General features: G+C 34.9%; 35 protein-coding genes. 20 read left to right on the top strand and 15 right to left on the bottom strand.

Annotated elements, in window-relative coordinates; genetic code table 11:
• The first annotated feature begins 1 nt into the window (after window position 1).
• From ACFSRZ_RS07825 to ACFSRZ_RS07810, 4 genes are all read left to right on the top strand, one after another.
• Entirely contained in the window at window positions 2–1,009 is a 1,008-nt protein-coding gene (locus ACFSRZ_RS07825) for a sensor histidine kinase (protein ID WP_379665985.1), read from the top strand.
• Between the two features lie 5 nt (window positions 1,010–1,014).
• On the top strand, window positions 1,015–1,779 hold the full coding sequence (locus ACFSRZ_RS07820; RefSeq protein WP_379665984.1) for a LytR/AlgR family response regulator transcription factor: 765 nt from the start codon (window positions 1,015–1,017) through the stop codon (window positions 1,777–1,779).
• 61 nt (window positions 1,780–1,840) lie between these two features.
• A complete protein-coding gene (locus ACFSRZ_RS07815) occupies window positions 1,841–2,299 on the top strand; it encodes a hypothetical protein (RefSeq protein WP_379665983.1) in 459 nt (152 codons plus the stop codon).
• A gap of 41 nt (window positions 2,300–2,340) precedes the next feature.
• The gene (locus ACFSRZ_RS07810) at window positions 2,341–2,838 is read left to right on the top strand and encodes a hypothetical protein (RefSeq protein ID WP_379665982.1); all 498 of its coding nucleotides are present in this window, start codon (window positions 2,341–2,343) and stop codon (window positions 2,836–2,838) included.
• Between the two features lie 44 nt (window positions 2,839–2,882).
• On the opposite strand, the gene lepA is transcribed toward ACFSRZ_RS07810, so the two are convergent.
• A complete protein-coding gene (gene lepA, locus ACFSRZ_RS07805) occupies window positions 2,883–4,679 on the bottom strand; it encodes a translation elongation factor 4 (RefSeq protein WP_379665981.1) in 1,797 nt (598 codons plus the stop codon).
• A gap of 164 nt (window positions 4,680–4,843) precedes the next feature.
• On the opposite strand from lepA, the gene ACFSRZ_RS07800 reads away from it, so the two are divergent.
• Together ACFSRZ_RS07800 and ACFSRZ_RS07795 are read left to right on the top strand one after the other, a co-directional pair.
• Window positions 4,844–5,095 carry a hypothetical protein gene (locus ACFSRZ_RS07800; RefSeq protein WP_379665980.1) on the top strand — a complete coding sequence of 84 codons (252 nt, stop codon included), beginning with the start codon at window positions 4,844–4,846 and terminating at the stop codon, window positions 5,093–5,095.
• Between the two features lie 71 nt (window positions 5,096–5,166).
• Complete coding sequence (locus ACFSRZ_RS07795) at window positions 5,167–5,415, top strand: hypothetical protein (protein ID WP_379665979.1); 249 nt, start codon at window positions 5,167–5,169, stop codon at window positions 5,413–5,415.
• 112 nt (window positions 5,416–5,527) lie between these two features.
• Here ACFSRZ_RS07795 and ACFSRZ_RS07790 read toward each other — a convergent pair whose 3' ends face one another.
• Window positions 5,528–6,631 carry a TolB family protein gene (locus ACFSRZ_RS07790; RefSeq protein WP_379665978.1) on the bottom strand — a complete coding sequence of 368 codons (1,104 nt, stop codon included), beginning with the start codon at window positions 6,629–6,631 and terminating at the stop codon, window positions 5,528–5,530.
• 60 nt (window positions 6,632–6,691) lie between these two features.
• On the opposite strand from ACFSRZ_RS07790, the gene ACFSRZ_RS07785 reads away from it, so the two are divergent.
• Window positions 6,692–7,921 carry a M28 family peptidase gene (locus ACFSRZ_RS07785; RefSeq protein ID WP_379665977.1) on the top strand — a complete coding sequence of 410 codons (1,230 nt, stop codon included), beginning with the start codon at window positions 6,692–6,694 and terminating at the stop codon, window positions 7,919–7,921.
• A 33-nt stretch (window positions 7,922–7,954) separates the two neighbouring features.
• Here ACFSRZ_RS07785 and ACFSRZ_RS07780 read toward each other — a convergent pair whose 3' ends face one another.
• The 6 genes from ACFSRZ_RS07780 to ACFSRZ_RS07755 are packed head-to-tail and all read right to left on the bottom strand — an operon-like array spanning window position 7,955 to window position 11,063.
• The gene (locus ACFSRZ_RS07780) at window positions 7,955–8,671 is read right to left on the bottom strand and encodes a VOC family protein (protein ID WP_379665976.1); all 717 of its coding nucleotides are present in this window, start codon (window positions 8,669–8,671) and stop codon (window positions 7,955–7,957) included.
• A gap of 6 nt (window positions 8,672–8,677) precedes the next feature.
• Entirely contained in the window at window positions 8,678–8,932 is a 255-nt protein-coding gene (locus ACFSRZ_RS07775) for a hypothetical protein (RefSeq protein WP_379665975.1), read from the bottom strand.
• A 12-nt stretch (window positions 8,933–8,944) separates the two neighbouring features.
• Complete coding sequence (locus ACFSRZ_RS07770) at window positions 8,945–9,490, bottom strand: hypothetical protein (RefSeq protein ID WP_379665974.1); 546 nt, start codon at window positions 9,488–9,490, stop codon at window positions 8,945–8,947.
• Window positions 9,491–9,520: 30 nt separating this feature from the next.
• Window positions 9,521–10,504 (bottom strand): sterol desaturase family protein, encoded by a 984-nt coding sequence (locus tag ACFSRZ_RS07765; RefSeq protein WP_379665973.1) that lies wholly within the window; start codon window positions 10,502–10,504, stop codon window positions 9,521–9,523.
• 56 nt (window positions 10,505–10,560) lie between these two features.
• Window positions 10,561–10,803, bottom strand: coding sequence for a hypothetical protein (locus tag ACFSRZ_RS07760; protein WP_379665972.1), 243 nt, complete (start codon window positions 10,801–10,803; stop codon window positions 10,561–10,563).
• Window positions 10,800–11,063: a hypothetical protein gene (locus ACFSRZ_RS07755; protein ID WP_379665971.1), complete on the bottom strand. Its 264-nt coding sequence runs from the start codon at window positions 11,061–11,063 to the stop codon at window positions 10,800–10,802. The genes ACFSRZ_RS07760 and ACFSRZ_RS07755 overlap by 4 nt, the downstream gene beginning before the upstream one ends.
• Window positions 11,064–11,194: 131 nt before the next feature.
• Between ACFSRZ_RS07755 and ACFSRZ_RS07750 the strand changes: the two genes are divergently transcribed.
• From ACFSRZ_RS07750 to ACFSRZ_RS07725, 6 genes are all read left to right on the top strand, one after another.
• Entirely contained in the window at window positions 11,195–11,587 is a 393-nt protein-coding gene (locus tag ACFSRZ_RS07750; protein WP_379665970.1) for a hypothetical protein, read from the top strand.
• The gene (locus ACFSRZ_RS07745) at window positions 11,577–12,725 is read left to right on the top strand and encodes a hypothetical protein (RefSeq protein WP_379665969.1); all 1,149 of its coding nucleotides are present in this window, start codon (window positions 11,577–11,579) and stop codon (window positions 12,723–12,725) included. Before ACFSRZ_RS07750 ends, ACFSRZ_RS07745 begins: the two co-directional genes overlap by 11 nt.
• Window positions 12,726–12,931: 206 nt before the next feature.
• Window positions 12,932–13,285, top strand: coding sequence for a c-type cytochrome domain-containing protein (locus ACFSRZ_RS07740; protein ID WP_379665968.1), 354 nt, complete (start codon window positions 12,932–12,934; stop codon window positions 13,283–13,285).
• 4 nt (window positions 13,286–13,289) lie between these two features.
• Entirely contained in the window at window positions 13,290–13,835 is a 546-nt protein-coding gene (locus ACFSRZ_RS07735) for a YceI family protein (protein ID WP_379665967.1), read from the top strand.
• Complete coding sequence (locus tag ACFSRZ_RS07730; protein ID WP_379665966.1) at window positions 13,819–14,202, top strand: hypothetical protein; 384 nt, start codon at window positions 13,819–13,821, stop codon at window positions 14,200–14,202. Before ACFSRZ_RS07735 ends, ACFSRZ_RS07730 begins: the two co-directional genes overlap by 17 nt.
• Before the next feature lie 8 nt (window positions 14,203–14,210).
• Entirely contained in the window at window positions 14,211–15,080 is an 870-nt protein-coding gene (locus ACFSRZ_RS07725) for a DUF5777 family beta-barrel protein (protein ID WP_379665965.1), read from the top strand.
• A 50-nt stretch (window positions 15,081–15,130) separates the two neighbouring features.
• On the opposite strand, the gene ACFSRZ_RS07720 is transcribed toward ACFSRZ_RS07725, so the two are convergent.
• Window positions 15,131–15,691, bottom strand: a complete 561-nt coding sequence (locus ACFSRZ_RS07720; protein ID WP_379665964.1) for a Crp/Fnr family transcriptional regulator — start codon at window positions 15,689–15,691, stop codon at window positions 15,131–15,133.
• Window positions 15,692–15,773: 82 nt separating this feature from the next.
• On the opposite strand from ACFSRZ_RS07720, the gene dusB reads away from it, so the two are divergent.
• Window positions 15,774–16,775, top strand: coding sequence for a tRNA dihydrouridine synthase DusB (gene dusB / locus ACFSRZ_RS07715; RefSeq protein ID WP_379665963.1), 1,002 nt, complete (start codon window positions 15,774–15,776; stop codon window positions 16,773–16,775).
• Here dusB and ACFSRZ_RS07710 read toward each other — a convergent pair.
• From ACFSRZ_RS07710 to ACFSRZ_RS07690, 5 genes are all read right to left on the bottom strand, one after another.
• Complete coding sequence (locus tag ACFSRZ_RS07710) at window positions 16,753–17,952, bottom strand: ABC transporter permease (protein ID WP_379665962.1); 1,200 nt, start codon at window positions 17,950–17,952, stop codon at window positions 16,753–16,755. The genes dusB and ACFSRZ_RS07710 overlap by 23 nt on opposite strands.
• An 11-nt stretch (window positions 17,953–17,963) precedes the next feature.
• On the bottom strand, window positions 17,964–18,359 hold the full coding sequence (gene rbfA, locus ACFSRZ_RS07705) for a 30S ribosome-binding factor RbfA (protein WP_379665961.1): 396 nt from the start codon (window positions 18,357–18,359) through the stop codon (window positions 17,964–17,966).
• A gap of 20 nt (window positions 18,360–18,379) precedes the next feature.
• Window positions 18,380–19,021: a response regulator transcription factor gene (locus ACFSRZ_RS07700; protein ID WP_379665960.1), complete on the bottom strand. Its 642-nt coding sequence runs from the start codon at window positions 19,019–19,021 to the stop codon at window positions 18,380–18,382.
• Entirely contained in the window at window positions 19,018–19,776 is a 759-nt protein-coding gene (locus ACFSRZ_RS07695; protein WP_379665959.1) for a sensor histidine kinase, read from the bottom strand. Before ACFSRZ_RS07695 ends, ACFSRZ_RS07700 begins: the two co-directional genes overlap by 4 nt.
• A 596-nt stretch (window positions 19,777–20,372) precedes the next feature.
• Entirely contained in the window at window positions 20,373–20,984 is a 612-nt protein-coding gene (locus ACFSRZ_RS07690) for a hypothetical protein (RefSeq protein ID WP_379665958.1), read from the bottom strand.
• Window positions 20,985–21,163: 179 nt separating this feature from the next.
• Here ACFSRZ_RS07690 and mce point away from each other — a divergent pair, with 179 nt between their 5' ends.
• The 6 genes from mce (at window position 21,164) to ACFSRZ_RS07660 (ending at window position 24,826) form a co-directional block, all read left to right on the top strand.
• Window positions 21,164–21,565: a methylmalonyl-CoA epimerase gene (gene mce / locus ACFSRZ_RS07685; RefSeq protein ID WP_379665957.1), complete on the top strand. Its 402-nt coding sequence runs from the start codon at window positions 21,164–21,166 to the stop codon at window positions 21,563–21,565.
• A 63-nt stretch (window positions 21,566–21,628) separates the two neighbouring features.
• A complete protein-coding gene (locus ACFSRZ_RS07680; protein WP_379665956.1) occupies window positions 21,629–22,507 on the top strand; it encodes a cell division protein FtsX in 879 nt (292 codons plus the stop codon).
• Between the two features lie 6 nt (window positions 22,508–22,513).
• Window positions 22,514–22,759, top strand: coding sequence for a DUF3098 domain-containing protein (locus tag ACFSRZ_RS07675; RefSeq protein ID WP_379665955.1), 246 nt, complete (start codon window positions 22,514–22,516; stop codon window positions 22,757–22,759).
• Between the two features lie 2 nt (window positions 22,760–22,761).
• Window positions 22,762–23,553, top strand: coding sequence for an undecaprenyl-diphosphate phosphatase (locus ACFSRZ_RS07670; RefSeq protein ID WP_379665954.1), 792 nt, complete (start codon window positions 22,762–22,764; stop codon window positions 23,551–23,553).
• Window positions 23,553–24,248 (top strand): tRNA pseudouridine(55) synthase TruB, encoded by a 696-nt coding sequence (gene truB, locus ACFSRZ_RS07665; protein ID WP_379665953.1) that lies wholly within the window; start codon window positions 23,553–23,555, stop codon window positions 24,246–24,248. The genes ACFSRZ_RS07670 and truB overlap by 1 nt, the downstream gene beginning before the upstream one ends.
• Before the next feature lie 29 nt (window positions 24,249–24,277).
• Window positions 24,278–24,826 (top strand): hypothetical protein, encoded by a 549-nt coding sequence (locus ACFSRZ_RS07660; protein ID WP_379665952.1) that lies wholly within the window; start codon window positions 24,278–24,280, stop codon window positions 24,824–24,826.
• On the opposite strand, the gene ACFSRZ_RS07655 is transcribed toward ACFSRZ_RS07660, so the two are convergent.
• On the bottom strand, window positions 24,823–25,392 hold the full coding sequence (locus tag ACFSRZ_RS07655; protein ID WP_379665951.1) for a hypothetical protein: 570 nt from the start codon (window positions 25,390–25,392) through the stop codon (window positions 24,823–24,825). The genes ACFSRZ_RS07660 and ACFSRZ_RS07655 overlap by 4 nt on opposite strands.
• Window positions 25,393–25,434 lie beyond the last annotated feature (42 nt).

The raw sequence follows: 25,434 nt of genomic DNA, 5'->3' as shown, positions 1-25,434 counted from the left end.
CATGAATAGCAAGCTCAACAGATCAGATATTTTACTACTTGCAGCCTTTTTTGGCGTATCAACTGTTTTGGAGATCTATGATTATTATTCAGCTGGGAATGTTTTACTGGAATTCCTGATAGACATTCCCATTAGCCTCATATTCTCTATAACCCTCATTTATTTTTTTACGTTTTGGTTGATTCCAAAATACATCGTAGAGCAAAAAAGATATGTATCCTTTATTATATACGGATTGTTGGCATTATTCATTACCGGGGCTATTGATTATACTAGTGGTTTTTGGACCGGAGAAAATGACTGGGCTAAGTTTCCAAGAGGGTTAAAATTCTTTTTAATTTCTGTTGATATTGGTGGAGAATTGGTTGCTTTTCCTTTGGGAATCTTGCTTACTAAAAAGTTCTATGAAGGTAGAACCGAGCTAATCACCATAGAAAAACAGCAAAAAGAAAATGAGCTAAAACTACTACGCTCTCAGATAGACCCTCATTTCTTATTTAATAACCTGAATACATTAGACTCATTGATTGACAGTGATTCTGAAAAAGCAAAAGAATACATTAACCGACTGTCACTAATCTACCGTTATCTGATACAAACCAAAGATTCTGAGGTGATGGAACTTTCAGAGGAAATCCAATTGGCAGAGAATTATATCTTTTTGATCAAAACTCGCTTTGGCAGTGATTATGATTTTGATTTGAAGATTCTGAGCGCTGTGCAAGATAAGTTTATTCCTACCGGAGCGGTACAGGCTTTGTTGGAAAATGTGGTAAAGCACAACAAACCTGAAAAAGGGCAAACCATCAATACAAAAATCTACATTGAAGATAGTTGGTTAAAGATCAGCAACACAAGATCTACAGCTATTGCAAAGAATGAATCTTTTGGAACCGGACTAGAAAACCTGAAAACTCGTTATCAGTTACTTTCAGACAAGAAAGTACTCGTAGAGAATTCAGAAAAAGAGTTTATCGTGACTATCCCCATCATAAAATTAAGTGAATAAGTAACATGCATATTTTAATTCTGGAAGACGAAATACCTGCATACCAAAAACTCATCTCTTCATTGAATGAGCATTACAGCAGCCCATATACACATGATTGGGCACGATCCATAAAGGATGGTCAAGATCTTTTGCACAAGAATACTTACGATTTCATCTTATCGGACATTCAGCTGTTAGACGGTGCTTCTTTTGATCTCTTCGACAAAAGCGATCCCAATTGTCCGATTATCTTTTGTTCTGCTCATGATGAGTACCTCTTTCAAGCATTTAACACCAATGGAATTGCTTACATACTAAAACCGTTTTCTCAATCTGATTTTTCTAAGGCAATCAAGAAATACGAAGCTCTTTTTCAACAAGGAGATTACAATCCTTTAAACACAAATACACTTTCTGAATTAAAATCGGCTTTGCAAGACGAACATGCGAATTACAAAAAGAGGTTTGTTGTAAAAAAGCCTAAGGGAATTCAACTATTGAATGTTACGGATATTAGCATGATCTCTGCCTCAGGAGATTTTTGCTTGGCTACAGATATGTACGGGAAACGTCATCCTATTTCTCAAAGTTTAGGATCTATCTACGAACAATTAAACCCTAATAAGTTCTTTAAGATCAATAGAAGTGAGATCATTCATATTGATTTTATCGAAAATATTGAGAGTCATTTTAAGAATCGTTTACTGATTACCATTAGGGGTGCCGAAGAAAAAGTAATGACCAGCTCATCTACTACTGCTGAATTTAGAAAGTGGTTAGAACAATGATCAATGAATTGATGAGAAAATGATTCAATGAGTTAATATGAAAATTTGACAATGATCTGTTATGAAAAAGTATCTTCTTGTCGGAATATTATTTATCAGTATCGGCATTGGTTTGTCGCTTTTACTAGATTCGTTTTTAAGAATAACGATCTTCGATTTATACAGATGGTCTACCAATGATAAAATTGTATTTTTGGGTAAAGGATTTCATCTTTTTCCTTCACCTACGTTTATTTTGTCTTTCACCTTTTCTATTATGCTTCTAGGATTTGCAATTATCAATCAAAAACTCGGAAGAATTGCAATGAACTGCATCTTGTATCTATCTATTTTTTCGATAGCACTCATATCAATCTCAGCTTTGGATGCCAATAGACTTGTTGTTTCATGTACTGCATGTCAAGATGGAATACGAAGAATAAACCATAATAGCATAAACTACGGTGTGATTTTAGGAATCTCTTCTTTTTTAGCTTCAATTCCAAGCATTGTCAATTTAATCAAGAGAGTAAAGAATTAAAATTCGCTTCGTCTAAATAGGTACTTATAAATTCCTAACAGATGAAAAAAGTCTTTCTACTTCTCGCTATTACTTTTGGTTTGTATACCGGTTATTCTCAAAATATGAATGCCGAAAAAATGGGTACCATCATAGAAAGTGTTGCCGATTCTATTCAAGGAAATAACGGTCGTTGGCAGTTCAAGATCAAAGATGTTGTCTTCATCTGTATCACAGACACCAATCACAACCGAATGCGAATTATTTCTCCTATTACAGAGGCAAAGCGTTTGGATGAAAAGTTGAAAAGTGCAGCATTAGTAGCCAACTTCCATAGTGTGTTGGATGCTAAATATGCAATTGCTGATGATGTGTTGTGGTCTGTTTTCATTCATCCTTTAAAAGAGTTAACAGAAGCTCAGGTAAAAGATGCCATCAGTCAGGTATATAGCGCTAACGTAACGTTTGGAACCACTTTTTCAAGTACGCCTTTGGTCTTTCCGGGAAGTCAGAAGAAAGAAGAAAAAAAAGAGAAAAAATTGTTAAAGAAAGAGTATTAGGAGTTGCAAAGGATCTTTACTCCTTTCTCCTTACTCTTTGCTTCTTAATCATTTAATTTCAGTACTGCCATAAATGCCTGCTGTGGAATCTCAACATTTCCAACCTGACGCATACGTTTCTTACCTTTTTTCTGCTTTTCCAATAGTTTACGCTTACGAGAAATATCTCCTCCGTAACATTTTGCTGTTACATCTTTACGTAGTGCTTTTACAGTTTCTCTGGCAATAATCTTTGCTCCAATTGCTGCCTGAATAGGAATATCAAACTGTTGTCTAGGAATCAGTTCTTTTAGTTTCTCACAAATACGCTTTCCAATAGTGTATGCATTGTCTGCGTGTAATAATGCTGAAAGTGCGTCTACAGGTTGCCCATTCAATAACATATCTACACGAACCAGTTTTGATTTACGCATTCCAATTGGGTGGTAATCAAAAGAAGCATATCCTTTAGATACTGTTTTTAATCTGTCGTAAAAATCAAATACAATCTCTGCCAATGGCATATCAAAGATCAATTCAACTCTTTGCGGAGTTAAATAGGTTTGATTTACGATCTGTCCACGTTTTTCGATACACAAGCTCATTACTTGCCCTACAAAATCGGCTTTGGTAATAATAGAGGCTTTGATATATGGCTCTTCTACTCGATCTAACTTAGATGGATCCGGTAAATCCGAAGGGTTATTTACGATAATGATATCGTCCGGATTCTTTTTGGTAAAAGCATGATACGATACGTTAGGAACCGTTGTGATCACTGTCATATTAAACTCACGCTCCAAACGTTCTTGGATGATCTCCATGTGTAACATTCCTAAGAATCCACATCGGAAACCAAATCCTAAAGCTGCTGAACTTTCCGGTTGGAAAACTAAAGATGCATCGTTCAATTGCAACTTCTCCATAGAAGCTCTTAATTCTTCATAATCTTCTGTATCTACAGGGTAAATTCCCGCAAATACCATTGGTTTTACATCTTCAAATCCTTCAATAATATCTGTGGTAGGATCCTTTGCATCTGTAATGGTGTCTCCTACTTTTACTTCTTTGGCTGTTTTAATTCCGGTAATCAAGTATCCTACATCTCCTGTCTTGATCTCTTGCTTTACCACCTGATTTAACTTTAAAGTTCCAACCTCATCGGCTCCATATTGCTTATCTGTAGCCATGAACTTGATCTGCTGATTCTTTTTAATAGAACCATCAATCACTCTAAAGTAAGTTTCAATTCCTCTATAAGAATTGTATACAGAATCAAAGATCAATGCTTTTAACGGTGCTTCAGGATTTCCTTCCGGCGCCGGAATTCTTTCGATGATCGCTTCTAAGATCTTATCTACTCCAAATCCAGTTTTTCCACTGGCAGGAATTACTTCTTCCGGATCACATCCTAATAAATCTACAATATCATCGGTTACTTCTTCCGGGTTTGCAGAAGGTAGATCTACTTTGTTTAATACCGGAATGATCTCTAGATCATTTTCTAAGGCTAAGTATAGGTTAGAAATGGTTTGTGCCTGAATACTTTGTGCTGCGTCTACAATCAACAATGCACCTTCACAAGCGGCAATAGAACGAGAAACTTCATAAGAGAAATCTACGTGACCCGGAGTATCGATTAAGTTTAAGATATACTCTTCACCTCCGTGTTTGTATTCCATTTGAATCGCGTGCGACTTAATGGTAATTCCTCTTTCACGCTCAAGATCCATATTATCTAACAACTGATCTTGTTTCTCACGTTCAGTAACAGATCCTGTATAATCTAACAATCTATCTGCCAACGTACTTTTACCATGGTCGATATGAGCGATGATGCAAAAGTTTCTAATATTCTTCATTCTCTAACTATCTTCAAGCGAGCAAAGATACTTTATTTCAAGGCGTAATAAAAACTAAAGATCATTTTACTTAAAAAGCTTAACAAAGCTTTATCAGCCCTATACAAAAAGGAGTACATATTTTTTGTACTTTTAGATTTCTAACATTTAAAAATTGCATACTTATGAAAAAACAAATCTTAAACTTCGGAAGAACTTTATCCAGAGCTGAACTTCAAAAAATTAACGGTGGTACCGGAACATGTGCTTATTACAATGGGGAAACTGGTAAAATAACTTACAATTTATCAAGCTCTCAAGCACAAGGAATGCTTACTAATGCTAGCGATCATTGGTGCTGTACAACTTGTAAAACTGCTTCATGGTATAGCCCAAACCCTAATGTTGAACAGGGAACTGTTACTGTACAAGATTAAAAAGTAATTCACACTATTTTTAAAATTTCACACCTCTAAGAAGCTTACATAAACTTTTAAAATATAATTCTATGAAAAAACAAATCTTAAACTTTGGGGAAACTTTATCTAGAGCTGAACTACAAAAAATTAACGGTGGTACTGGAACTTGCGCTTATTATAATGGTGAAACAGGGCAAATAACTTATAATTTATCAAGCTCTCAAGCACAAGGAATGCTTGCTAACGCTAGTGATCACTGGTGTTGTGAAAGTTGTGATACTGCTTCATGGTATCATCCAGATGTAGGTGACAAGGCCCCTGCTATTGTTATAAAATGATAAATATATTCTAACTATAAAATAGAAAACCAACAGAAAAATTTCTGTTGGTTTTGTTGTCTAAACTATAAATTTTTGGAGACCTCTCGACTACGCTCGAGGTGACATTCTGTTATTCTTGCCACTCCGCAATAAACAGATTGGTATCTCTACCTCCACCATTATTTCTGTTGGAAGAAAAAGTCAACCATTTTCCATCATTAGAGAATACCGGAAATGCATCAAAGGTTTCACCGTGTGTAATTCTCTTTAAGTTCTTTCCATCAATATCGATCATATATAAATTGAATGGGAATCCTCTTTCTGCTTCAAAGTTGGAAGAGAATAAGATCTTCTCTCCAGATGGATGGAAAAACGGACTCCAATTGGCATTTCCTAAATTGGTTAACTGACGTAGATCAGAACCATCTGCATTACAGATATACAATTCCATTTCTGTGGGTTCTACCAATCCTTGCGCTAATAAATCTTTGTAATTCTTGATCTCTTCTTCTGTTTTTGGGCGAGAAGATCTAAAGATCAATTTTGTTCCGTCTGGCGAAAAGAAAGCCCCTCCATCATATCCAAGTTCGTTAGTAATTTGCTTTACATCAGTCCCATCAATATTCATGGTATACAATTCTAAATCACCGCTTCTCATAGAGGTGAACACGATCTTATCTCCTTTTGGCGATACGGTAGCTTCTGCATCATATCCCGGTTCATTAGTTAATTGCTTTGTAATATTTCCTTCCAAGTCAGCCACAAAAATGTCGTAGCTCTCATAAATAGGCCATACATATTTTCCATTTTTACGCAATGGAGCAGGCGGACATTCATCTCCTCCTAAATGAGTTGATCCATATACAAAATGCTTATTATCCGGTAAAAAGTAAGCACATGTTGTACGTCCTTTTCCTGTACTGATCATAGGTGGCATTTTCTCTTTGAAATTTTCATCTACATTCATCAAAAACATTTGATCACAACCTACATTCCATTTTGCGTTGTTCGATTGAAAGATCAGTTGCTTATCATCAAAACTCCAATATGCTTCTGCGTTGTCTCCTCCGAAAGTGATTTGACGAATGCTTTTAAAGTGAACTTCTTCAGGATAGATCAATGAGTCTTTTCCTGCAACTAATTCTTTTTTCTTTTCCTCTTTTTTAACCGCTTCTCCTTTACATCCAAAAGCAATGGTTGAAACGAGAAGTAATAATAAGATCCTAAATTTCATATGGTAATTTTTAATATGCTTGATATTCCCTAATTTTGAGTAAAAATAATATTTAATCTCATGAAAATCCGTGCATTCCTATTCTTTTTCATTGCTGCAGTATCATTCTCTTGCCAAAATAAACCTACAAATCAAAGCAACATAAAAAATGACGTTTCCTTTTTAGCAGACGACGCTTTGGAAGGTAGACAAACCGGAACAGAAGGTGAGAAAAAAGCAGCCGACTATATTGTAAAAAGATTCGAAGAGATAGGAGTAAGTCCTAAAGGAACCCATGGTTTTTATCAAGAGTTTTCGTTTTTACCGAAAACTGATCCACACAAAGAAGTAGAGTTTGTTAAAAACCAAGACGGAACCATTACAGGTAGAAATGTAATCGGATTCATTAACAACAACGCTGAGAATACGGTAATCATTGGTGCACACTATGATCATTTAGGTTACGGCGGGGAAGGTTCTCTTCACAGAGATTCTATCAAAGCCATTCATAACGGGGCGGATGATAATGCTAGTGGAACAGCTGTAATGTTGGATCTTGCCAGAAAGCTAAAAGGCAAAAACACAAATAATAATTATTTGTTCATGGCTTTTTCCGGTGAAGAAATGGGGTTATTAGGTTCTAACTATTTTGTAAAAAACCCTACAATCAATACCAAAGCTGTGAGTTATATGATCAACATGGACATGGTAGGTCGTTTGAAACAAGATAGCACTTTAGCTGTTTACGGTACAGGAACATCTCCTATGTTCAAACAGGTGTTGAAAGCACATAACAACAAGTTCAAATTGATCGAAAATGAATCAGGAGTTGGACCTAGCGATCATACAAGTTTTTACTTGGCAGACATTCCGGTATTGCATTTCTTCACAGGGCAGCATTCCGATTATCACAAGCCGGGTGATGATTCAGATAAATTGAATTACGAAGGAATGGAAAAGATCTCTTCTTACATTTTTGATGTGATCACTGATTTGAATGACAATGGAAAATTAGCTTTTAGAAAAACTAAGAATGAAAGCGAGAGTACTCCTCGTTTTAAAGTTGGTTTGGGTGTGATTCCTGATTACTTATACGAAGGAAAAGGAATGAGAATAGACGGTGTTTCTGAAGGAAAACCGGCTCAAAAAGCAGGGCTTAAAAAAGGAGATGTAGTTATTCAGTTAGGTGATAGTACCATTACTAATATGATGAGCTATATGAGAGCTTTATCTATATTTGATAAAGGTGACAAAGCAAAAGTTGTGGTAAACAGAGAGGGTAAAAAAGTGAATGCTGAAATTCAGTTTTAATACCCTGTAAATATCAACTAAAACCTAACAGAACTATACTTGCTGTATATAGAAAAATGCTTCTGAGCCATCAGAACACATGACTCTATTGCCTTCATTAAAAACAATGATACCATTGTTTTTCTTAACCTTGTCTACAGATTTTTGTAAGTCCTTAACTCCAAAAGTACAAACCCAATATTCATACTTTCCTCGGATAGAACTGTCCAACTGATGAATGCTTGCTACTTTTTCTTCAGAAGAATTGCAATACACATCTACAGAAAAATTGTCGAGCCAATCAAAAGACCAATCAAACAGTTCTTGATAGAACTCTACTACTTTTTGAACATCTGAAACCTGAAGCTCATTATAAATCAAGGTGTTTTCCTCTGATACGGTTCTTGAATGCAAACTACTTCCTTCATATACTGTAAATCCTGCTCCCAAGGTATCGCGAATCAAAGCCACTCCTCCAATAGGATTTTCTAAATCCACTAGTTCTATAATCCCTCCCAATGCTCTTGCTTTTTCTACAGTTTCAGATACGCTTTCAACTTGTATATACGACATCCAAAAAGAAGGCATCTTCATTTGCTGAAACTTTTCGGGAGTTTCATACAGCCCAACAACTTCTTTAGTTCCTTTATAGGCTGTATAATAAGAGTAGCTATAGTAATATTTCCATCCAAAGATCTTTTCATAAAATCGCTTCGTTTTCTCAGGGTGATAACTGGACAAATCTGCCCATATGAATTTATTCTGTTTCATGAGTTTTTATATATAGTTTATAGAACTAATAATTGCGAGATCTATACAACAGATTCCTAAAATAATCAACGCCCACACCCACCATTTCAATCGGATGTTCTTCGCAACACTAGCTTCTAGCCATGTCCATACAGTAACATATCCAACCCAAATCCAAATGTTCTCAATTCTATAGAGTAGCATAACAATCGTACCTGCTAAAAAAATAAGCATGATTGCAACAAAGTAGAATACTTCTTTCTTAGATACTTTTGATTTCATTATCTAAGTATTTTAATCTCTTTTCCAAACTTCTGTATCCTTGTATCCGTAGTAATCATAACTTAATTGAAAAGTGTGTTTATCAATCAGTTTAATTTTACATGGCACATTGTATTTTTTCCCTTCAAACTCAACTTTATAAGTTCCTTTTCCTCTTTTACCGTTAAAAGATTTAATGATTAGGGTTTTTACTGCTGTTACTTTTTCTCCGTAACCGTTTTCATCTTGAATTTCAGAAGTGTAAGCATTAAACAGTTTTCCTTCTTTCTTAATATCATATACTATCGAACCTTCTAAACTTTTGTAAGTCACTTTCCATTTTCCGGTAAGCGAAATTGCTTCTTGTTCTGTTGTGCTTTTTTCAATAGTTGTAGTTTCCTTTGTCTTTTCTTCTGATGTAGGTTGGGTAACAACAGAATTACCTTCAACATATTCTTCTTGAGTGTAGTAATCCATTTCATACTCTGACGGATACAGAGCGAAAAGCACAAGTAATGCCAAGCCACCGAGAATGATAATGTATCCTAAAACTTTAAATGTAATATTTGCTATTTTCATTTTCTGATAATTTGTTAGGGTTAAACAGCTCTATTTATCTGATGCTTGTGGAGGATACGTTTGTCCTTTAGGCATCCAATGTGGTCTTTTTACAAAGGACAACAACTTATTACCAAATCCTTTTGTATGCTTTAATTTATGGGAAAAACGAGTGATTCCGTGAAAAAATACTTTGATAGGGTTTACACTGTTTAAAGGCTCAGAAATTCCATAGATCACCTTTTCTTTTTCAGGTTCGAAAGTACCTAGCATTCTATCCCAAATGATTAAGATTCCTGCATAATTCTTATCCCAATATTGTCTGTTAGAACCGTGGTGTACTCTATGATGTGAAGGCGTGTTAAAGATATATTCGATTGGTTTAAACAACTTTCCGATAATTTCTGTGTGCAATACTGCTTGAAAAGTTTGCACAAATAATTCTGCTGCTAACATTAAGAATGGATTAAACCCAAGCATAACCGCCGGCACAGAAAAGAATAATGGGAAAAAGCCATCTAAAGGCCCAAATCTATAGGCTACAGACATGTTAAAGTGTGGTGAACTGTGATGAACAGTGTGTGTAACCCAACCTGCTGCTAGCTCATGCATTAATCTATGTTCCCAATAGTATAAAAAATCAGCTAATAAAATACAGGATGTTATGGTTACCCAAGTTAATGGAAGCTCATCAAAAAAGCTATATTCCGATGCCCATATATATAATTTTGTAGCGAATAAAAGTCCTAAAATATAATTGATTACAGTAAAAAAACCTACCGTTAAGATATTGGCAACCGAATCTAATGCCAGGTTTTTATTTAATCTTTTTGTAACTAAATACCTTACTAATTCAAGTACAAAAAATGGCACAATAATATATAAGACACTGAGGTCGTTAAAAATGTAAAAGAAACGATCTACAGCTTCACTACTATACTCTGTAATGGTAAAGTTCTCAGCCACATAATGGGGAATACCAACTATGGTTGCTACAATTACAATAGAATAAACTATCAATCTTGTTTTGCTCATCTTTCTAATTTTAAGTTGATACAAAGATCTTTATACTAATCCGTTATCGTTTTGACCTATGTCAAAATATCTAAATAATTAAGCATTGAGTATAAAGCTAAAAGAGACCAAATAACAATCATCGTCCAATAAAGTCTTGGCGATTCTCTTTTGGAAACCGATTCTACAAAATGGATCTCTCCACTTCTAATAACATGAATCAATCCTAAGAGGATAAAAATAGCCCAGAACCAGCTCCAGTTTAATAGAATTGCTATGGCCATAAAGATCAAAGCCAAAATTGTTTTCCATTTTTTCATAAGCTGTACGGGTTGATGTTTACAACCAAATCAGACAAAGAGTATAAAGCCAAAAGGATCCAACTAATAACAATTACCCAATACAGATTTGGATTTTCATTTTTATAAATAGGCTCAACAAAATAGGTGACTCCTGAAAAAAGATCTGGGATCACCCAGTAGAGAAACAAAACACCCCAAGCCCATTCCCAACTCATTAGAATGGCAATATACATTAGGATTAACGCTATAACTGTTCTCCACTTTACAGAGTTCTTCATACACTTTGTTTCTCTATAAAGTTATCATTTTTTAAAGATTCAAAACTAATTTGCTTTTCAAATTTCGATTTTGATATAGGTCAAAAAACCTCTTTGAGAATTCTCACACTTTTGTCATGTAAATCTTATGTATGAAAAAAGGACTTGTCTTTTTAATGATGTTTGGCTTTTTGTTCTGCACTCAAAAACCCAAAGAATTGATTGGTATATGGGAAGTAAAAAGCCCTCATTATCGAGCAACTTATGCTATTGAGGAGTATAACAACAGAATTGTTGGTAAAATACAATACTACAATGACGACACCTATGTGTACAAAGGAACAGGAACTGAAAAAGACATCTTTTTACACAAGATCAAGCGCAAAGACAGTGTATACATTGATGCTATTTCAGGAGCCACTATGACTAAAAAAGACTTGGTGATCAAGCAAAAAAGTTCGGATACTCTAGAAGTAACCACCTACATAAGAAACAAACCCTTAAAAGAATTTTGGATCAAAAAAAAGAAAACACATGAGAATTAAAACACATTTTATCATTGCCCTACTTGCTTTTTCCTTTCTCAGTTGTGAGGATGGGATTCGGGATATTACCGGAGGTAATGCTACTAATCCTACTACCCCTGTAGCAGAGGTAGTACCTACTAATATTAATGTAGATGGTTTCGACTTTCTAGAAAAAATGCAAGGACATTGGACTGGTAGAAACTTAGTAATCGCAGATGACTATCCTTGGTTTGGCTTTGATTACAGAGCTATTTCTCCTTCTCACATTCACGGTATTCATGAAGGAGGAACCAACGGAAACTTACTAACCTCTTTCTTTGTTACCGATTTTAAGAATACTCGTACCATTATGGCGCGAAACGGAGGTTTACTGAACGGAATCTACAGAACCTCTTATTTTGTGATGGATAGTATTAGTAATATAGCTTCGAATGAAAAATACTTTCGTTTTGTAGATGCAAAGGGAGGAAAAGGAACCATGTTCTTTGAGTTACGATTTAAAAACGACAGTTTATATTTTAATGCTTACACAAGTCGTTTAGGTCTTAACCCTGTTCCTACAAGGCATATGACTTTCAAAGCAAAGAAAAGAGATTTGGAGCTTTCGCAAGATGCAGCAACGGCTACAGGATTTCCTCAAAACACAATCGCTTGGGATTTCTCGGAAGGCTTTAGAGAAGATTTCTTGTATGTGATTCCAGGAAATGAACAACCTCTTTCTGCCACCTTCCTATCACAAGGTGATGCAAGTGCAACAGTTTACGATCTGGCTCCACAATCGGGAGATCCATTTACCATTACAGAACACCCTAGACTGGGAACATTAACATTGAACCTTACTAGGAATTCGCAAATCACAAATGATGTTTTGCTGGCTTACCTATCTAAAAAACCACTAACCGACAGTAACGGATTTTTCACAACCGATCCTGATGCTTATGATACCATCTTGCATTTTCCAACTTATGCCAATGGAGAAAATCAGGTTTTCTATTCGTATTTACACCCCGGTGATTATTACATCACTATTGTTGCCGACAAAAACAATGATCTTGGCTTAAGCCCCGGAGATATTACAAGTGTAAGTCAGCTAGTAACTATTGGAGTAGAAGAAAACAAAACTGAAAGTGTTACTAATATTGATGTTCAAAATTAATTTTTAAATTTACTGTTAATCAGAGGCTTACAAATAATCGAATACAAAAACATGTGGCAAAAGCATTTCCCTTTTAAGGTTTATTTTTCCGCTTTACTAAGTATTTGTTGTCGTAATATTTAAATCTGTAGTTAGTTTGTATCAAATATTATCGATCACAGATCATGTTTAAAACGTATTCAATAAATCATTCAAAAACCCTACTAATGAAAAAATATCATTTTGCTATTCTATTTGCTATTGGTCTAACTGCAAGTTCGTGTACTACGGCAGAAATACCTTTAGAAGAAGACCCGGATCCAATTACTCAAACTGTTACGTATGTTGGTGATGTAAAAGCCATCATCGATAATAACTGTACAACTTGCCACGGAACTGTTAATCCAAATGCAGGTTTAAGTTTGGTAACCTATCAGCAAGTAAGAAATTCTGCTGAAAACGGAAACCTAATCCCTAGAATGAATAACGCAACAAGTCCAATGCCTCCTAGTGGTATCTTACCGGCTGCCACAAGAGCTATTATAGACAAATGGAGACAAGACGGATTTTTAGAAAACTAAAATCATGAAAAAAACCGTATGTATTATCCTTTGCATGATTGCTTGTCAGGTAGCAATTAGTCAAACCTATTTTACAAGGACAGGATTTACAGAATTTAAAGCTTCTGTAGAGGCTTTTGAACCTGTAGAAGCAAAGAACAACAGTACAACTGCCATCCTAAAAACACAAACAGGAGATATTGCAGCTCAACTGTTTATCACTGCTTTTAAATTCAGAGTTGCCTTAATGCAAGAGCATTTTAATGAAAACTACATGGATTCTGACAAGTTTCCAAAAGCAGTTTTTAGAGGAAAACTAGACAACTTTGATATGAGCTCTCTTTCTGGAGAAAAAGAGTATAACCTGAATGGATCTCTAACCATCAAAGGAGTTAAAAAGGAGATCAATACAAAAGCCTTGCTAAAGAAAGATGGAGAAAAAATCGTTTTATCCGCAACTTTTTCAGTTAAACCTCAAGATTTTGACATCAAGATTCCGAGTATCGTACGAAAAAAGATCGCAGATAAAATCAATATTACATTAAACTATGAGCTTGTCGAAAAAAAGTAAAATCATCATTGCTTTACTGGTAATTATTGCTATTTCTGTAGTTGTAGTTTATCAGTATTCTATGCGACCTCCGACAAAAATTGAAGCAAAGAAGGTAGACTTTACAGGAACTTCTGATGCTTTTCTTTCAAAAGTGAAAGAAGATTTCTCTGTCTGGCAGGATAAGGTAGTGGTTCTTTCTGGAAGTATTACCAATAATGATGGTAAAGGGATTACTTTAAGCAGTCAGATTTACTGTCAATTTCGAGAAGATGTAGATATTAAGGCTATCCAAAACAACCAAGAAATTAAAATCAAAGGACGCGTTATTGGTTATGACGACCTTTTAGAAGAACTTAAATTAGATCAATGTATCATTCAACAATAAACCGAACCATGAATAAAACATATTTTTCATTTTTTGCTATGCTGTTATTCTTCGTCTCATCAATTAACGCACAAGACGATCTTTTAGATGAGTTAGACAAAGAAACTCAACCACAAACCAAATTCGAATTACCGGCTTTCAAAGCCATGAAGATTGGAAATTTACAATCGACTAAAATTGCTGATAAAGGTGATTTTTATCTTTATGTCTCTCACCGATTTGGAACTTTACAAGATGGATTGACAACGTTTTTTGGGTTTGACAATGCCAATACAAAAATACAGTTAGTCTATGGTTTTTGGGAAGGTGTACAATTAAGTGTCGCAAGAGAATCACTAAGACAAACTTATTCTAGTTCTCTTAAGGTTCGACTGGCAAGACAATCAGACAATATGCCTTTTAACTTAGTAGCTTACGGAACTGCAAACGTAGATACGCAATTAAATAAAAACCAGTTTCCGGCTTTGAAGTTTGGAGATCGAATGAGTTATGCTACTCAATTGTTAGTGTCTCGAAGAGTATCTGATAAATTCTCCTTCTTGCTCGCTCCTTCTTACATTCGTCAGAACTTACAAAACCTAAACTTAACGGGTGCCAACAATCACAATCAATTTGCAATGGGAGTTGGTGGTCGTTTAAAGGTAAGCAAGCGTATGAGTATTAATATGGATTATGCTTACAACTTTAACAGAGATAGTAATTCGTTATTTAACGATCCGTTGACCATAGGAGTAGATATTGAAACAGGAGGACACGTATTTCAATTACTCTTCTCTAATGCCCAATCTACCAATGAACCAGGATTCTTAAGCAATGCTGAAGGTGATTGGGGAGATGGTCATATCTTCTTTGGATTTAACATCGTAAGAGTATTCTAACCAAGTATACAACACCCCAGATAAAAGAGTCTCCGTAATGGAGGCTTTTTTTATTTCCCTCTAATCCTGCTTAATGTTTCTTGAGTAATTCCCAGCATAGAAGCAATATGTCCTAAATTGGCTCTTTGAATGATCTGAGGAGCTGCAGAGATCAACAATTCGTATTTTTGTTTTGCTGTTAAGAAATAGTACCCTTTGTAGAATTCGTCTATAACAGACATTTCTTGTTCTAAGATCAATCGAGAAAATCGCTCCAATTCCGGATGCTGTTGATATAGAATCTCCCAATCTTGCTTGGAGATTTGAACAAGTCTTGAATCTTCGGTAAGTTCTACATATTCTGAAGCCGGTTTTTCTTGAACATAACTATACCAAGATGTAATGAGTGAATCTTCTAAAGAGATCCAATGCGTAATGTCTTTTCCATTCAAATACAAATACGTTCTTGCTACACCAGACGCTAAGAAATACATATGCTTTGATGTCTTTCCTTCTTCGGCGATAAGTTCTCCTTTCTTTTTAGAAATTTCCTTTCCAACAGATCGAATTGTAGCTTCTGCTTCTAAAGAAAGCTCAATATAATTTCGAATAAATGCCAAGAATTCTTCCATAACTGCAAAGTAACTAAAATAACTAGTATTTCTCTAAATAGTAGATTCGCAGTTTATTGTTATTTTTGCACAAAATATCAGTATGGTTAAAATAGACAACATAGAATTACCAGACTTTCCATTGCTTCTAGCTCCTATGGAAGATGTAAGTGATCCTCCTTTTCGTGCTTTGTGTAAAGAGAACGGAGCTGATGTTGTGTATACCGAGTTCATCTCGTCAGAAGGATTGATTCGTGATGCCGCTAAAAGTGTGATGAAACTAGATATCTATGAGAAAGAACGTCCTGTTGGAATTCAAATTTTTGGAGCCAATTTAGATTCGATGTTACGTTCGGTTGAGATCGTAGAAAAAACCAATCCTGATATTATTGACATCAACTTTGGTTGCCCTGTAAAAAAGGTAGTTTCTAAAGGTGCCGGAGCCGGTATTTTAAAGGATATCGATCTTATGGTGAAATTAACCGAAGCTATGGTTAAGCATACCAAACTTCCAATTACCGTAAAAACTCGTTTAGGATGGGATCATGATTCTATTCGTATTGTAGAAGTTGCTGAGCGTTTACAAGATGTAGGTTGTAAAGCTATTTCTATTCACGGAAGAACTCGTGCTCAAATGTATAAAGGAGATGCAGATTGGAAACCAATTGCCGAAGTAAAGAACAACCCAAGAATGCACATTCCTGTTTTTGGGAATGGTGATGTAAACACTCCGGAAAGAGCCAAAGAAATGCGTGATGTATACGGCTTGGATGGTGCTATGATTGGAAGAGCCTCTATTGGGTATCCTTGGTTTTTCAATGAAGTAAAACACTATTTCAAAACCGGTGAACATCTTCCAAAACCAACCATTGCTCAAAGAACCGAAATGGCAAGACGTCATTTACAAATGTCTATAGACTGGAAAGGAGAGCATTTGGGAGTGGTAGAAACGAGAAGACATTACACCAACTACTTCAAAGGAATCCCTCATTTTAAAGAGTACCGTTTGAAAATGGTTACTTCTGATGATCCTAAAGACGTTTTTGATACTTTTGACGAAGTGGAGAAAAAGTTTGGGAATGCTATGATTCCAGAAATCGGATAGAAATTCTACTACTGGCAATTTTGGCAGCCAAGAATCCTAATACAGAGATCGTTCCTACAACTACAAGCAGATTGGTTAATTTTAATTCAACCGGATAGGCAATAGTTGAAGTGATCATAAAAAACTCAAACTGTTGTTGAACGAATACTAGAATTACTGCAAGGAAAAGTCCTATTAACATTCCAACTACCGTTAATAAGAACCCTTGTAGTACAAAGATTCTCTTGATCTCTTTTAATGTAGCTCCAAGATTCAAAATAGTCTTTAAGTTTTTCTTCTTATCGATGATCATCATAATGATTGCCCCAACAACATTAAACATGGCAATAACCATGATCAACGTAAAAATAAGATAAGACACAAAGTTCTCTGTATTGATCACTTTGTAAAAAAGCTCATTCAACTGAGCCTTGGTTTGCACCTTGAATTGGCTTCCTACTTGTTTTTGCAGCGCATTGGCAAAAGCATCCGGGTTTACATCCGGTTGTAACTTGATCTCAATAGCTGTAAACTGATTTTCTGCATAGTTGAGCAAATGCTGAGCTTGAAGATTGGATACAAAAACATATTTGTTTTCAAATTCTTCAGTTCCAACATACACCCCTACTATTTGTGTTTTAATACTACGCGTACTGTTGGGGTTTAACAATCCTGTTCCGGTTTTAGGAACAACAATCTCTAAAGGCTCTCCAAAATTCATTACACCTAATGAAAGTTTGAAAGCCAAACCATTTCCCAAAACACTTGTATTCTTGTATTGCGGTTCTAACCAGTTTCCTACTTGAATTGCTGAGTCTAGTTTTACAACACTAACATAATTGTAATCTACTCCTTTTACGTAAGCTATCTGTTGCTTGTCTTGCGATCTTAAAAAGACACGCTCTTCAATTACTCTTGAAAAATCTACGATATCTGAATTGGAGTCGAGAATGGTTTTTAGAGAATCGGTGTAAAAAAAGCTTTTCCCTTTTACTACTGATATTTTAATATCCGGATCAGAAATATCCAGCAATGAATTACTAAAAGTTCTCAGTCCTGAAAATCCTGACAAAATCACAAAAAGTGCTGCTGTTCCCACAATAACTCCCAAGGAGGCGATCATAGTAATGATATTGATCGCATTGTTACCACTTTTGGCAAACAAATATCTCTTGGCTATGTATAATGGAAAACTCAAAGAACCGGCAGTTATCTCTTTTGTCTTCTTGGCAGTATATCCGGATTCTTAATAGGATTTTCATCTTCTCCTTTCAAAGATTTATCAATCTCTTCGATATAATCTAAAGAATCATCTCCAAAAAATAACAATTCCGGCATTCTTCGTAATTGGTTGCGAGTTCTTTTAGCTAATTCATGTCGAACTAACGGGGCATTGGATTTCACTCCTTCTACAATCTCTTCTCTTTTCTCAGAAGGGAAAATACTTAAGTATACTTTTGCAACTCCTAAGTCTGGAGTTACAGAAACTTTAGAAACAGAAATGATAACTCCTTGCATCCCATCTTGAGCCGCTTTTTGTAAAACGTCTACCAGATCCTTCTGTAAAACACCCGCTATTTTTCGCTGTCTATTCGTTTCTTCCATGCTGCGAATTTACGCATAAATTATGGAGTATAGATTTTATTTTTAATTGCGTACATCACTAAGCCTACTCTATTTTTCACATTGAGTTTTGTGAAAAGAACATCTCTGTAGCCATCAATTGTTTTTGGACTTAAACACATTCTGTCTGCAATTTCTTTGTAGGTAAGTTCTGTACAAGCCAATTTCATGAAGGTGATCTCATTCTCTTTGAATTCGATATCTCGTTTGCTATTTCCTGAAATCGATTGTAAGAGTAGGTTTGTTACATTCTTTGTGTGGAAGAAACCATTTTCAACAACCTCAACAAGTGCCTGCTCTAGAACTCTCTTTTCGGTATCTTTTAACAGATAACCAACAGCCCCTGCCTTTAACATTTTAAGAATGGTAGCATCTGTATCTTCAACAGACAATGCCATTACATTAACTTTTGGGTGGTTTTTGTTGATCCATTCAGTAGTTTCAATTCCATTCATGATAGGCATGTTGATGTCCATTAAGACTACATCAGGAATCTGGCTTTCTGATTCTGAAAATCGTTCTGTTAATTCCCTACCATTTTTACATGTATATAAAACTTTAAACTTATCAAAAGTGTCTACCATGGCACCAATAGCTTGAGAAAGTAAGGTGTGGTCATCTACAATAACTACTGAATATTTCATGCTTTAAAATAATGTTTAATCTTCAATTGAGTTCCTTCTTTTGGCACCGATCTTAAAGAAACATCTGCACCAATTAAATTTGCCCTGTTTTCTATATTTTTTAGACCCAATCCTAAGCTTTGTGTCTCTTCCTTATTAAAACCAATACCGTTATCGGTAGCTGTGATCTCTAACTCATGCTCGCTAAAGATCAGTTCTACTTCCAGTCGGGTAGCCTTAGAATGCTTGATCGTATTTGAAAAGAATTCTTGTAGAATTCTAAATATGACCATACTTGTTTTTTCGTTGAGCTTTTTTTCGGCTCCTACTACATGCAATGTAGATTTGATGAAATTCAATCGATTGAATCGATCTATTTCTAACTGAATGGCTTCTCTTAATTGTATGTTTTTAATAAACTCAGGGTTGATCAACTTAGACAGTGCCCTGAGTTCATTTAAACTTTTTGTTATAATTTCTGAAACCTCATCTATATTTTCTTTAGAACCACTCTGCAACTGGATCTTTGCCAAGGTTAACAATTGACCCAAATTATCGTGTAACTCCCAGCTAATATTACGCAAGGTTTCTTCTCTAATCTCTATTTGTGTTTCTGCAATTTCGCTTTCAAATCTCTTTTTCGCTTCTTTTTGTTCTCCTAATAATCTATTCTTTCGACTTTGAAAAACCGAAAACAGAACAACAATGAAGATAACCACAAAAGCAATGATTATCGTTGCTACATATAAGACTAATTGACTTTCTTCTGACTGCATATAATACCAGTTATAAAGCACAAATGAGTTGCCACAGTTATCAAACGTATAATAAAATTAGCATAATCATTGGTTAAATCTGTAATATACACTAATGCTAAATAAGGAATAGTTGTCAAGTAATAAAACAACATTCCCGTTGTAATCCAAAAGGATAAGTTCTTTCTGTAGTTTATAATTTTATTAGAAGACAACAGTTCTTTAAAATATAAAATCATAAACAGCGACAATATGAATGCCAGAGTAACAACAATATACCTTTGTAAAAAATCAAAATAAAAGCTTAAAAAATAAATGACGTTGAATATAACAGTCATGTATTTGATTACTCTCAAAGAAAATTTTTCTTTGTTTAAATGATAGTAAATAATTGCGACTAGATTGAATTCGAAGAATGTATATATATCATAGACATATCCATTGTTCTTTTTTATAAGAACATTTCCTATATATTCAACTATGAATATAACTGCGGCATATGCTATAAAATATTTAAAGTACTTCTGTTTATGCTTATTAACATAAAAAAGCGCTACCATTAGCGTAGCAAATTCAACACTTAATACAATATTTACTAATACATTCATGCAATTTGTCTAGTTTGGAGGCGAAATTCCAGTTCTATTTCCTGCAGGACTAAGATCATTACCTCCTCCTTTTTGAGTTGATCTAGATGATTTTTTCTTTGACTTTCTTGATTTGAGTTCATCATATGTCCAACTAGTATAACTGTAACCCTCTAATATTTCTTTCAATGAAAGAGGTTTTCCTTTTTCTGATTTAAAAGGGTCAAATGAAACATTCTCTTCACCGTCAATTGTAGTTGCTGGCATCATAATTAAAGCTTGATAATTACTTTTTTTAGGATCTAATCTATAATTATCAGGGTATGCTCCTGAAATAAAATTGATTCCTGTCAATGGAATGTTCTTTTTCTTACATTCTTTTTCAATATAGGCAATATAATCTTTTAAATCTTTAAGGTTAAAATGATTGATACGGGTATCTTCATCTTTTCCAACTGCCGCTGCAAATTGTTGTTTTCTAGTTTTATCATAATGCTGCAACATAGAAACTAATTCCGGGTATGTAAGGATGATATCGGGGCGGTCGTTACTGTTTCCATTTCCCCTTACGTAATCTTTACATCCTGTAAATAAAAATAGGGTACATAGTAATGCACTAAAATAAAGTTTTGTCGATTTCATAATGTTCGGTTTTAAGTTATCAGTCCGAAATTACCGTTTTCCTTTTTATTTAAAAGGGTAAATTAGTTTAAGCCCTTAAATTTGGAGGAAAAACCCAGTTGAAAAAGGGGGTTTTCCTGTACATTTCAGATGGTTTAAACGGGCTCTGTTTTTCTTAGGAATAGATGTATCTTTGAGCCATGGAAAAAATAGAACATATTGGAATTGCTGTGAAAAGTCTTGAAACTTCTAATCCTTTATTTGCAGCTCTTTTTGGAAAACCTCATTACAAAGTAGAAGAAGTAGCTTCTGAAGGAGTAAAGACTTCTTTTTTTCAATCGGGGCCTAACAAAATAGAATTATTAGAGGCTACAAATCCTGATAGCCCAATTGCAAAATTCATAGAAAAAAAAGGAGAAGGAATCCATCATATAGCTTTTGCTGTATCCGATATTGTTTCTGAAATAGCTCGATTGAAAGATGAAGGGTTTGTTGTTTTAAATGAGACACCTAAAAAAGGAGCCGACAACAAACTGGTTGCTTTTTTACACCCGAAATCTACCAATGGAGTTTTGATCGAATTATGTCAAGAAATTGACTAATTTTTAACAAATCGGTTGCCTCTTAATTTTTGTATCTTGCGAGCAGCTATCTAATTCCTTTGTATGTCATCTAAATTTGACTCTTATCAAAAACGTCGATTACGATCTTCTTACTTTTCAGTCGTAATCAGTATTGCATTGGTATTATTTATGGCCGGAATCTTAGGACTGGTTCTTTTAAAATCCGGAAGCTTGGCCAATCAGCTTAAAGAAGAAGTTGCGGTTACTTTATTTTTAAAAGACGATGTTACAAAAGAGCAGATCGAATCTATGAGAAACTCTCTGATAGAAGAAGATTTTACCAGAGAGATCGTGTTTATTTCTAAAGAAGAAGCTGCCAAATTCTACAGTAAAGACCTAGGTGAAGACTTTGTAAGTTATTTAGGAACAAATCCTTTAAAGAACAGTATCGACATATATTTAAAAGCAGATTTTGTTGCACCGGAAAAGGTAAAAATCATTTCTGATCGATTTGAAAAAAACGCATTTGTCTTTGAGGTTTCCTACGATGATTTTCTGGTAAATTCACTAACAACAAACATCAATAGAATTAGCTTTTGGTTGTTAGTTGCTTGTTCGTTCTTTGGATTGATCGCTATTTTATTGATCAATAGCTCTATTCGATTATCAATCTATTCAAAGAGGTTTAATATCAAAACCATGCAGATGGTTGGTGCCACCAAAGGCTTTATCAGAAAACCTTTTATTTGGAATGGTATACGATTGGGAATGGTAGGCGCGTTATTAGCTTTGGTAGGATTGGCAACTGCTATCTATTTTATAGATCAAAAAATAGCAACCTTAGAATTATTAACTGATTATACAACACTAACATATATTGGCGTTGGAGTCATCATCGTTGCATTTGGTATTACTTGGTTAAGCACCTTTTTTGCCACACAACGTTTTCTAAATTTAAAAACTGACGAATTATACTATTAATATAATATGAGTACAAAAGATAAAAATCCGCAACCTCAGTTCCTCTTTGGAAAAAAGAACTATATGTTCATGTTTATTGGTCTGGCTTTTATTGCTATTGGATTTATCTTGATGGCCGGTGGTGGAAGTGATGATCCTGCTATTTTTAACGAGGACATCTACAACTTCCAAAGAATTAGATTGGCTCCCACTTTGATCATTATTGGATTGGGTATTGAGATCTATGCCATTATGTTGAATCCCAAAAAATAACAATGGACTCTATTGATGCTACGCTCCTTGGAATCATTCAGGGGTTAACTGAGTTTTTACCCGTTTCTTCAAGTGGTCATTTAGAATTGGCTAAAGCAATTTTAGGAGATAGCTCTATTCCTGAGGAAAGTCTTGCTTTTACTGTTGTTCTTCACTTTGCAACTGCCTTAAGTACTCTTGTCATTTTTAGAAAGGAAGTTTTTCAAATTTTTAAAGGTTTATTTCAATTCAAATGGAATGAGGAAACTCAGTTTTCATTAAAGATCATTGTATCTATGATTCCAACAGCCTTTATCGGATTGTATTTTGAAGAAGAATTGGCTTCTCTTTTTGGCGGTCAGGTTTTGCTTGTTGGTTTTATGCTTTTTATTACTGCCTTACTTTTATTATTGGCGGACAAAGCAAAAGACACTACAAAGAATGTTTCTTATTTAAATGCACTGGTTATTGGAGTATCACAAGCTATTGCTGTATTGCCTGGAATCTCAAGATCCGGAGCTACAATTTCTACTTCAGTTTTATTGGGAATAGACAGAGCAAAAGCAGCAAGATTCTCTTTCTTAATGGTGGTTCCTTTAATTGTTGGGAAAATGATCAAAGACCTTTCAGGAGGAGAGATTAGTTTTCAAAGCACAGAAGTAACACCTTTGATCATAGGCTTTTTTGCAGCATTTATCTCCGGGATGTTTGCTTGTAAATGGATGATCGCTTTGGTTAAGAAGAGTAAACTAACGTACTTCTCTATTTACTGTGCTGTGGTTGGTTTAATTGCTATTATTTATTCTTTATCTTAATGGCTACTGTAGAAGATTACTTGAACGGAAAAGTTTTATTGATTGATAAACCATTGGAATGGACTTCATTTCAGGCAGTCAATAAAATACGCTGGCATATTAAAAAGAAATTTGGTTTAAAAAAGATCAAAGTAGGTCATGCCGGAACTTTAGATCCCTTAGCTACCGGTTTATTGATCATATGCGTTGGAAAAGAAACTAAGAACATCTCTACCTACCAGGGGCAAATAAAAGAGTATACGGGAACATTTACACTAGGTGCTACAACTCCTAGTTATGATTTGGAAACTGAGATCGATCAAACATTTCCAACAGACCATATTACTGAAGATCTCTTGCATGAATCAACACAAAACTTCATAGGCGAGATCGATCAAAAACCACCTATTTTCTCAGCTATTAAAAAAGATGGAAAGCGCTTGTATGAATTGGCACGAAAAGGGCAAACTACAGAGATCAAATCCAGAAAAATACATATCTCAGAATTTGAGATCACCAAAATAGCACTTCCAAAGACTGACTTTAGAGTTGTCTGCAGCAAAGGAACTTATATTCGTTCTCTAGCACACGACTACGGGCATGTTTTAAATTCCGGTGCTCACCTCTCTGTTTTGAGAAGAACTCGAATAGGTGATTTTAAAGTAGAAGATGCAGATACTATTGAAGAATTCATTCAAAAATTAGAAATGGAATAGTTTTTGTCTTATAGGGCAAAACTCATTCTATGAAAAAACTATTACTTTTCGTCTGTACACTTTTTCTTATCCAAACTTTAACCGCTCAAGAAGCTCAAGAGAAAACAATTCGCCCGTTTTTTACCGGTTCCTTTAAGCTTACTTTCGCAGTAAACGAGAACTTCACCCTTGATCCTGATGACGATGAAACTTTTTTAAAACTCACAGGTACTTTTTTCAGGTTTGGAGTTGGGTATCAATTTGGAAAACGATTCTCTTTGAGTTTAAATGCCGGATATGATCATCATTTTCCTTATGCTATCAATGCATTTCCTACTTATGTAACTGCCAGATACAATCTATGGGGAGATATTGAAGGTTCGTTCTTTACTCAGTTTAGCCGAGGAAAAATGTGGCGTCCTTCTTCTCGATATGAAGATGGCGATTATTACAATTTTGGTGTTGGTTGGCAGCTATATGCAGATAGCAGATGGAAACCTGTGATCAAATTACTATATCACAGAAAGAACATTCGTGGGTTTGAAGACAGTGGAACTTTAGAGAGTGTTTCTCTAGGAATCGGGTTCCGTTTCCTTTAATCTTTTACAAGGCTATTTAAGAGCTCTTCTCTTTTTTCACAGTTTTGCTGTTCTGTTCTGCATTGAAGATCATAGGCTGAAATGAGGCGGTAAACTCCTATACTGTCTTTAGGGAAAATTTCCAGTGCTTTTTCATATTGAAATGTAGCATTGTGATAGTTTTTTTCTCTCATCCAATTATCTCCACTTGAGATCAGGTAGTTATATTCTTCAATATTTTTCTGATAGTAGTCAAGGTCGTTCTTTGTACCAATGATCTTTTCTATTTCACTGTTTCTTTGAAAGTATTGAATCCCCATCAGTACTCCAATTCCAATTATAGCAAAGAACAAAAGCCACTCTATCCTGAATGCGTGTTTGGTATCTTTTAATGTTTCTTTTCTAATTCTTCTTAGCTCTTTTTGAGATACTTTTTTAGAAGGTATTGTTCCCAAATCTGTTTTAATGGAATCTCTTTTGAGGTTTAAAAAAGAACGTTCTTTTTTAAAGAGGCTCTTTTTCCTTAAAAAGCTTTTGTTGTTCTTTAAGCTGGTGCTTGCGTGTTTTGAAAATCCTTCTCCTGCCATATTTTTAATTATATGACGTAGAAATTTACAAGACGTAACAGT

This window comes from Pseudotenacibaculum haliotis, assembly GCF_042684245.1.
GTDB classification, from domain to species: domain Bacteria; phylum Bacteroidota; class Bacteroidia; order Flavobacteriales; family Flavobacteriaceae; genus Polaribacter; species Polaribacter haliotis_A.
The sequence above is the reverse complement of the archived record's forward strand: the minus strand, read 5'-3'. Positions and strand labels throughout refer to the sequence as shown.

Bases quoted from the DNA above. Each gene is read 5' to 3' on its own strand.
- ACFSRZ_RS07760 (WP_379665972.1), bottom strand. From the start codon at position 10,803: ATGAAAAAATGGAAAACAATTTTGGCTTTGATCTTTATGGCCATAGCA.
- ACFSRZ_RS07750 (WP_379665970.1), top strand. From the start codon at position 11,195: ATGAAAAAAGGACTTGTCTTTTTAATGATGTTTGGCTTTTTGTTCTGC.
- ACFSRZ_RS07695 (WP_379665959.1), bottom strand. From the start codon at position 19,776: ATGCAGTCAGAAGAAAGTCAATTAGTCTTATATGTAGCAACGATAATC.
- ACFSRZ_RS07700 (WP_379665960.1), bottom strand. From the start codon at position 19,021: ATGAAATATTCAGTAGTTATTGTAGATGACCACACCTTACTTTCTCAA.
- ACFSRZ_RS07655 (WP_379665951.1), bottom strand. From the start codon at position 25,392: ATGGCAGGAGAAGGATTTTCAAAACACGCAAGCACCAGCTTAAAGAAC.
- ACFSRZ_RS07725 (WP_379665965.1), top strand. From the start codon at position 14,211: ATGAATAAAACATATTTTTCATTTTTTGCTATGCTGTTATTCTTCGTC.
- ACFSRZ_RS07735 (WP_379665967.1), top strand. From the start codon at position 13,290: ATGAAAAAAACCGTATGTATTATCCTTTGCATGATTGCTTGTCAGGTA.
- ACFSRZ_RS07660 (WP_379665952.1), top strand. From the start codon at position 24,278: ATGAAAAAACTATTACTTTTCGTCTGTACACTTTTTCTTATCCAAACT.
- ACFSRZ_RS07775 (WP_379665975.1), bottom strand. From the start codon at position 8,932: ATGAAATCAAAAGTATCTAAGAAAGAAGTATTCTACTTTGTTGCAATC.
- ACFSRZ_RS07780 (WP_379665976.1), bottom strand. From the start codon at position 8,671: ATGAAACAGAATAAATTCATATGGGCAGATTTGTCCAGTTATCACCCT.
- ACFSRZ_RS07680 (WP_379665956.1), top strand. From the start codon at position 21,629: ATGTCATCTAAATTTGACTCTTATCAAAAACGTCGATTACGATCTTCT.
- lepA (WP_379665981.1), bottom strand. From the start codon at position 4,679: ATGAAGAATATTAGAAACTTTTGCATCATCGCTCATATCGACCATGGT.
- ACFSRZ_RS07670 (WP_379665954.1), top strand. From the start codon at position 22,762: ATGGACTCTATTGATGCTACGCTCCTTGGAATCATTCAGGGGTTAACT.
- dusB (WP_379665963.1), top strand. From the start codon at position 15,774: ATGGTTAAAATAGACAACATAGAATTACCAGACTTTCCATTGCTTCTA.
- truB (WP_379665953.1), top strand. From the start codon at position 23,553: ATGGCTACTGTAGAAGATTACTTGAACGGAAAAGTTTTATTGATTGAT.
- ACFSRZ_RS07815 (WP_379665983.1), top strand. From the start codon at position 1,841: ATGAAAAAGTATCTTCTTGTCGGAATATTATTTATCAGTATCGGCATT.
- ACFSRZ_RS07770 (WP_379665974.1), bottom strand. From the start codon at position 9,490: ATGAAAATAGCAAATATTACATTTAAAGTTTTAGGATACATTATCATT.
- ACFSRZ_RS07765 (WP_379665973.1), bottom strand. From the start codon at position 10,504: ATGAGCAAAACAAGATTGATAGTTTATTCTATTGTAATTGTAGCAACC.
- ACFSRZ_RS07740 (WP_379665968.1), top strand. From the start codon at position 12,932: ATGAAAAAATATCATTTTGCTATTCTATTTGCTATTGGTCTAACTGCA.
- ACFSRZ_RS07720 (WP_379665964.1), bottom strand. From the start codon at position 15,691: ATGGAAGAATTCTTGGCATTTATTCGAAATTATATTGAGCTTTCTTTA.
- ACFSRZ_RS07690 (WP_379665958.1), bottom strand. From the start codon at position 20,984: ATGAAATCGACAAAACTTTATTTTAGTGCATTACTATGTACCCTATTT.
- ACFSRZ_RS07785 (WP_379665977.1), top strand. From the start codon at position 6,692: ATGAAAATCCGTGCATTCCTATTCTTTTTCATTGCTGCAGTATCATTC.
- ACFSRZ_RS07820 (WP_379665984.1), top strand. From the start codon at position 1,015: ATGCATATTTTAATTCTGGAAGACGAAATACCTGCATACCAAAAACTC.
- ACFSRZ_RS07675 (WP_379665955.1), top strand. From the start codon at position 22,514: ATGAGTACAAAAGATAAAAATCCGCAACCTCAGTTCCTCTTTGGAAAA.
- ACFSRZ_RS07825 (WP_379665985.1), top strand. From the start codon at position 2: ATGAATAGCAAGCTCAACAGATCAGATATTTTACTACTTGCAGCCTTT.
- ACFSRZ_RS07755 (WP_379665971.1), bottom strand. From the start codon at position 11,063: ATGAAGAACTCTGTAAAGTGGAGAACAGTTATAGCGTTAATCCTAATG.
- ACFSRZ_RS07810 (WP_379665982.1), top strand. From the start codon at position 2,341: ATGAAAAAAGTCTTTCTACTTCTCGCTATTACTTTTGGTTTGTATACC.
- ACFSRZ_RS07745 (WP_379665969.1), top strand. From the start codon at position 11,577: ATGAGAATTAAAACACATTTTATCATTGCCCTACTTGCTTTTTCCTTT.
- ACFSRZ_RS07790 (WP_379665978.1), bottom strand. From the start codon at position 6,631: ATGAAATTTAGGATCTTATTATTACTTCTCGTTTCAACCATTGCTTTT.
- ACFSRZ_RS07800 (WP_379665980.1), top strand. From the start codon at position 4,844: ATGAAAAAACAAATCTTAAACTTCGGAAGAACTTTATCCAGAGCTGAA.
- rbfA (WP_379665961.1), bottom strand. From the start codon at position 18,359: ATGGAAGAAACGAATAGACAGCGAAAAATAGCGGGTGTTTTACAGAAG.
- ACFSRZ_RS07795 (WP_379665979.1), top strand. From the start codon at position 5,167: ATGAAAAAACAAATCTTAAACTTTGGGGAAACTTTATCTAGAGCTGAA.
- mce (WP_379665957.1), top strand. From the start codon at position 21,164: ATGGAAAAAATAGAACATATTGGAATTGCTGTGAAAAGTCTTGAAACT.